General features: G+C 73.0%; 7 protein-coding genes. 4 read left to right on the plus strand and 3 right to left on the minus strand.

Features of this window, described 5'->3' with window-relative positions; all coding sequences use genetic code 11:
- The coding region (locus tag L7D48_RS24505; protein ID WP_237882572.1) for an exo-beta-N-acetylmuramidase NamZ domain-containing protein at nt 1–1,229 on the plus strand (1,229 nt) is incomplete at its 5' end.
- 81 nt (nt 1,230–1,310) lie between these two features.
- Here L7D48_RS24505 and L7D48_RS24510 read toward each other — a convergent pair.
- Complete coding sequence (locus tag L7D48_RS24510; protein WP_237882574.1) at nt 1,311–1,820, minus strand: O-acetyl-ADP-ribose deacetylase; 510 nt, start codon at nt 1,818–1,820, stop codon at nt 1,311–1,313.
- A 69-nt stretch (nt 1,821–1,889) separates the two neighbouring features.
- Nucleotides 1,890–2,555, minus strand: coding sequence for a ThuA domain-containing protein (locus L7D48_RS24515; protein WP_237882576.1), 666 nt, complete (start codon nt 2,553–2,555; stop codon nt 1,890–1,892).
- A 49-nt stretch (nt 2,556–2,604) separates the two neighbouring features.
- Here L7D48_RS24515 and L7D48_RS24520 point away from each other — a divergent pair, with 49 nt between their 5' ends.
- The 3 genes from L7D48_RS24520 to L7D48_RS24530 are packed head-to-tail and all read left to right on the plus strand — an operon-like array spanning nt 2,605 to nt 3,922.
- Entirely contained in the window at nt 2,605–2,997 is a 393-nt protein-coding gene (locus L7D48_RS24520; RefSeq protein WP_237882578.1) for a VOC family protein, read from the plus strand.
- Nucleotides 2,994–3,437 (plus strand): NUDIX domain-containing protein, encoded by a 444-nt coding sequence (locus tag L7D48_RS24525; protein WP_237882580.1) that lies wholly within the window; start codon nt 2,994–2,996, stop codon nt 3,435–3,437. Before L7D48_RS24520 ends, L7D48_RS24525 begins: the two co-directional genes overlap by 4 nt.
- Complete coding sequence (locus tag L7D48_RS24530) at nt 3,434–3,922, plus strand: GNAT family N-acetyltransferase (RefSeq protein WP_237882582.1); 489 nt, start codon at nt 3,434–3,436, stop codon at nt 3,920–3,922. Before L7D48_RS24525 ends, L7D48_RS24530 begins: the two co-directional genes overlap by 4 nt.
- Before the next feature lie 7 nt (nt 3,923–3,929).
- Here the strand turns inward: L7D48_RS24530 and L7D48_RS24535 are convergent, their stop codons facing one another.
- Complete coding sequence (locus tag L7D48_RS24535) at nt 3,930–5,825, minus strand: ABC transporter ATP-binding protein (RefSeq protein WP_237882584.1); 1,896 nt, start codon at nt 5,823–5,825, stop codon at nt 3,930–3,932.
- Nucleotides 5,826–5,859 lie beyond the last annotated feature (34 nt).

Below are 5,859 nucleotides of genomic sequence, written 5' to 3' on the forward strand. Positions count from 1 at the left end.
CCGCCACCGCCTCCGCCACCGCCGCGGGCGGCAGCCGCTCCGGCGGCCGGGGCGTCGTCCCCGGCGCCGATGTCGCGGCCGCCCGCGGCTGGTCCATGCTGCGCGGCCGCCGAATCGGCGTGATCAGCAATCCCACCGGTGTACTGCGCGATACCGGGCACATCGTGGACTCCATGGCCGCGCGCAGCGAGCTGGAGATCGTCGGGGTGTTCGGCCCCGAGCACGGTTTCCGGGGCAGTGCGCAGGCGGGCGGATCCGAGCCGGAGTTCACCGACCCCCGCACCGGCCTGACGGTGTACGACGCGTACGGCGCGGACGCGGCGAAGCTGGCCGAGCTGTTCACCAGGGCCGGGGCGGACACGATCGTCTTCGACATCCAGGACGTCGGCGTCCGCTTCTACACCTACATCTGGACCATGTACAGCGCGATGGTCGCCGCCCGCTCCACCGGCGCCCGCTTCGTGGTGCTGGACCGGCCCAACCCGATCGGGCGGCGGGCCGACGGCCCGCTGATGACCGAGGAGTTCACCTCGGGCGTCGGCGCCGAGGTGATCATCCAGCAGCACGGGATGACGGTGGGCGAGCTGGCCCGCTACTTCAACGGCGAGCTGCTGCCCAAGGAGGGCGGGGGCGGGAAGCAGGCGGAGCTGGAGGTCGTGCCGGTACGCGGCTGGGACCCGTACTCCACCGCGCACGGCAGCGGCCTGCCCTGGGTGCCGCCCTCCCCGAACATGCCGACCCCGGACACCGCCGTGGTCTACGCCGGGACCGGGTACTTCGAGGGCACCAACCTCTCGGAGGGACGCGGCACCACCCGCCCGTTCGAGTTCGTCGGCGCACCGTACCTGGACCACCGCTACAGCGACCGGCTGAACGCGCGGAGGCTGCCGGGGGTGCGGTTCCGCGAGGGCTACTTCGTGCCGACCTTCGGCAAACACACCGGCGCCACCTGCGCGGGCGTCCAGATCCACGTCACCGATCCGCTCCGCTACGAGCCGGTCCCCACGGCGGTGGCGATGCTGGTGGAGGCGCGGCGGTACGAGGACTTCGCCTGGCGCCAGGACTCCTGGGACACCAGGCGCCCGTTCTGGATCGACAAGCTCTCCGGCTCCCCCAGGCTGCGGGAGATGATCGACGCGGGCAAGGACGTGGAGGAGATCACGGCCGCCTGGCGGGAGGAGGTGCGCGCCTTCGAGCGGGCGCGCCGCCCGTACCTGCTCTACCGCTGAGACCCCCGAGGGACGGGAGGCGGCCGGTCCGGTGCCCGGGCGCCGGGCCGGCCGTTCGGCGCGGTCGTTCGGCGCGGCCGTTCAGTCCAGCCGCTCGGCGAACGCCCGGTACGCCCGCTCGTCGAAGAGGACGAACCGGACCTCCTCGACCGACGTCCGCGCCGCCCGGACCGTCTCCACGGCGATGCGCGCGGCGTCCTCCGGCGGCCAGCCGTAGACACCGGTCGAGACGGCCGGGAAAGCGACCGTCCGCGCCCCGATCTCGTCGGCGATCCGGAGGGACTCCCGGTGGCAGGAGGCGAGCAGTTCCGAGCGGTCCTCCTCCCGGCTGAAGACCGGCCCCACGGTGTGGATCACCCAGCGTGCGGGCAGCCGTCCGGCCGTGGTGGCCACCGCCTGTCCGACCGGCAGGCCCCTGCCGTAGCGGGAGGCGCGCAGGGCCCGGCACTCGGCGAGGATCTCCGGTCCTCCCGCGCGGTGGATCGCCCCGTCGACGCCCCCGCCGCCCAGCAGGGAGGAGTTGGCGGCGTTGACCACCGCGTCGGCGGACTGCTCGGTGATGTCGCCCTGGACCAGGCGGATCGTGACCATGGGTCCATCCTGCCCGCTGCCGGGGCGGAACGGCACCAGGGCAGGAACGGCATCAGGCCATGGGCGGCATCAGGGCAGGGGGAGGCCGGCCGCCCACGCCAGGCCACCGAGCAGATGGCGCCGGAAGGCGGGATCGGCGTAGGCCTCGGGGCTGTGGCCCAGAGCGGTGTAGAACGAGCGTCCTCCGGTGTTCTCGTGGCACCACGCCAGCGGGTGGTCCTCCCCCATCCCACCGCCCTCGTAGGTGGACTCGTCGGCGGAGAGCAGCACCCTCACCCGGCCGCGCGGGCTGGCCCGGAAGTCGTACCACTCGTCGGTGAACGGCCAGGCGGTGTCCAGGTGCGCGGTGGCCGGATGCCCGCGGTCCTCCACCACCGCCACCCCCGGCTGGAGTTCGGGGTGCCTCTCGAAGCGGGCGCCCAGCAGTTCGCCGTACCAGGGCCAGTCGTACTCGGTGGTGGCCGCGGCGTGCACGCCGACGAAGGCGCCGCCGGCGGCGGCGTACCCCCGCAGCGCCTCGCGGCTGCCGGAGGTCAGCACATCACCGCTGGTGGAGAGGAAGACCACCGCGCGGCAGCCGCCCAGGGCGGCGGCGAGGACGCCGGGGTCCTCGGTGGCCTCGACGGTGAGGCCCAGACCGCCGCCGAGTTCGCGGAAGGCCTCGATCCCGTGCGGGATGGAGTCGTGCCGGTAGCCGGTGGTCCGGGTGAAGACGAGGATCCGTTCAGCGCTCATGCCCCCATGGTCCCCCGTCCCGGCACCGCGCCGGACTACGCTCGTCGGCATGCCAGCACGTATCAAGGATCTGGTCGTGGACGCCGCCGACCACCAGGCGCTCGCCGACTGGTGGTGCGCCGCGCTGGGCTACGAACGCCGCAGGCCACTGGGACAGCCTCCCCCGCCGACGGAGTGGGCGGTGGCCATCCACCATCCGCAGGACGCCGGGCCGGTGGTCTGGTTCAATCCGGTGCCGGATCCCAAGACCGGCCGGAACCGGGTGCGCTTCGACGTGTGGGGCGACACCGGCGAACTCCTCGCACTGGGCGCCACCATGGTGCGGCGGCATGACGAGGACACCGAGTGGGACGTCCTGGCCGATCCGGAGGGCAACGAGTTCGGCGTGTTCGCCCCGCGTGCCTCGGGACTCCACCTCTCGGGCGGAAGGACCACCCTGTGACGGGCGCCGCCGGCTACATACCCGGTGCGCCCGGCCCCGTACGGAGGCTCATCGACACGGTGGCGTGGGTGCATCTGCGCGGCGGGGTGATCCTGGGTGCCCGCACCCGCGGCAAGGACCTCTTCTACATCCCGGGCGGCAAACGCCACCCGGGGGAGAGCGACGAGCAGACCCTGCTGCGGGAGGTCGAGGAGGAGCTGACCGTGGCGATCGTGCCGGGCACGATCGCCCACGTGGGCACGTACGAGGCCCCGGTGGACGCGGCCACCCCTCAGGTGGTGGTGCGGATGGCCTGCTACACCGGCGACTACCGCGGCACGCTCGCCGCCGCCGGCGAGATCGAGGAGATCCGCCTGCTGTCGTACGCCGACCGCGATCTGGTGCCTCCGGTGGACCAGCTGGTCTTCGACGAGCTGTACGCCGCCGGGAAGCTGTCGTGACCGCTCCCGCCGTGGAACTGCGCGAGACCGTGCCCGGCGACCTGCCCTTCCTCTTCCGCTTCCAGCTCGATCCGGAGGCCAACCGGATGGCGGCCTTCACCGTCGCCGACCCCTCGGACCGCGCCGCCTTCGACGCCCGCTGGGAGCGGATCCTCGGCGATCCCGGGATCGTGAGCCGGACGGTGCTCGCCGACGGCGAGGTCGTCGGCAGCGCCGCGGTCCACCCCTGCCCCGACGGGCCGGGCGAGCACGAGGTCACCTACTGGATCGCCCGCGAGCACTGGGGCCGGGGCATCGCGGGGCGCGCGCTGGCCGCCCTTCTGGCAGAGCGTCCGCACCGGCCGCTGTACGCCCGCGCCGCCAGGGACAACCACCGCTCGCTGCGGGTCCTGGACAAGTGCGGCTTCGTGCGCTGCGGCGAGGAGGCCGGATACGCGGCGGCGCGCGGGGAGGTGGTGGAGGAGTACGTGCTGGTGCTGCGCTGAGGACGGCTCAGGCTGGGGCGGCCTCGACCGCTCCCGGTCCCGAGCCGGCCGGTCCTGCCGGTCCCGCCGGCTCGGGCCCTGCCGGTTCGGGCCCCGATGATCCGGGGAGGACGGCGTCGCGCCGCAGCAGGGCCGCGTAGCGTCCGTCGCGCGCGATGAGCTCGTCGTGGGTGCCGCGCTCGGCGATCCGGCCGCCGTCGAGGACGACGATCTGGTCGGCGTCGCGGATGGTCGACAGGCGGTGGGCGATCGTCAGCGTGGTGCGTCCCGCGGCCAGCGCGTCGACGGCCCGCTGGACCGCCTGCTCGGTGCGGGTGTCCAGGGCACTGGTGGCCTCGTCGAGGATGAGGACCGGCGGGTCGCGCAGAATGGTCCGGGCGAGGGCCAGACGCTGCTTCTCGCCTCCGGAGAAGCGGTATCCGCGCTCGCCGACGAGGGTGTCGTACCCCTCGGGCAGCGAGGCGATGTGCTCGTGGATCTGAGCGGCGCGGGCCGCGGCCTCGATCTCGGCGTCGGTGGCGCCGGGGCGGGCGAAGCGGAGGTTGTCGGCGACGGAGGCGTGGAAGAGGTAGGTCTCCTGCGACACCACGCCCACCGTCCGGGCCAGGGAGTCGAAGTCCAGCTCCCTCACGTCGACGCCGTCGATGGTGACCCGGCCCCCGGTGACGTCGTACAGCCTGGGCACCAGGTAGCTCAGCGTGCTCTTGCCGGATCCGGTGGCGCCGACGACGGCGAGGCTGCTGCCCGCCGGGACGGTCAGGTCGATGCCGCTGAGCGTGGGGGTGGCCGAGTCCGGGTCGTAGGAGAAGCTGACGTTCTCGAAACGGACCTCGCCGCGCGCCCGCCCCAGCCTCACGGGCCGGGCGGGCTCGGTGATGTCCACCGGCAGGTCCAGGTACTCGAAGATGCGCTGGAAGAGCGCGAGCGAGGTCTGCACCTGCACGCCGGTGCTCAGCAGTGAGACGGTCGGGCGCAGCAGGCCCTGCTGGAGGGTGACGAAGGCGACCAGGGTGCCGATGGAGAAGGCCGGGCCGCCCAGGTGGAGAAGCAGTCCGGCCGCCCAGTACAACAGCGCCGGGATGGCCGCCATGATGATGCCGATGACCGACATCCGCCAGCGTCCGGCCATGTTGGAGCGGATCTCCAGGTCCGCCAGCCGCTCCGACTCCTCGGAGAAGGACCGGGTGAGGGAGTCGGCCCGGCCCATGGTGCGGCCCAGCAGGATGCCGCTGACCGACAGCGACTCGGTCACCATCGCCGACATCGCCGCCATCTGCTTCTGCCGCCGGGTGGCGATCTTCTTGCGCTCCCGGCCCACCCTGCGGCTTATCCAGACGAACAGCGGCATCAGCAGCAGGGAGACGAGGGTGAGCCGCCAGTCCAGCACCAGCATCGCCACGATCGTCGCCACCACGCTGGTGAGGTTGGAGACCAGGGAGGTCGCGGTGGAGGTGACCGTGGCCTGCATCCCACCGATGTCGTTGGCGATACGGGACTGGACCTCGCCGGTGCGGGTGCGGGTGAAGAACGCCAGGGGCATCCGCTGGAGCTTGGCGTAGACCCCGGTGCGCAGGTCGTGCATGACGTGCTGGCCGACGGTGGTGCTGATCAGCGTCTGGAGGACGTTGAAGACACTGGTCAGCACCGCCGTGGCGATCATGCCGAGGGCCAGCAGGGACAGCAGGCCGGTGCGCTGCTCGGGGATGGCCACGTCGAGGATCTCGCGCAGCAGGAACGGCGAGGCCACCGACACCAGCGAGGAGGCGCCGACCAGCAGTCCGACCACGGCCAGCCGCCCCCGGTAGGGGCGGAAGAGGCGCAGGATGCGGCGGATCTGGGCGGGCGGCTGCGGCTCGCCCTTCTCCCTGCGCGGTGGGGTCCAGTCGGGTTCGTCGCGGTGCAATGCGCTCCTTCGGCGGTCGGCGGTCGGCGGGGGC

Source organism: Streptomyces sp. ICN903 (assembly GCF_022015835.1).
GTDB classification, from domain to species: domain Bacteria; phylum Actinomycetota; class Actinomycetes; order Streptomycetales; family Streptomycetaceae; genus Streptomyces; species Streptomyces fenghuangensis.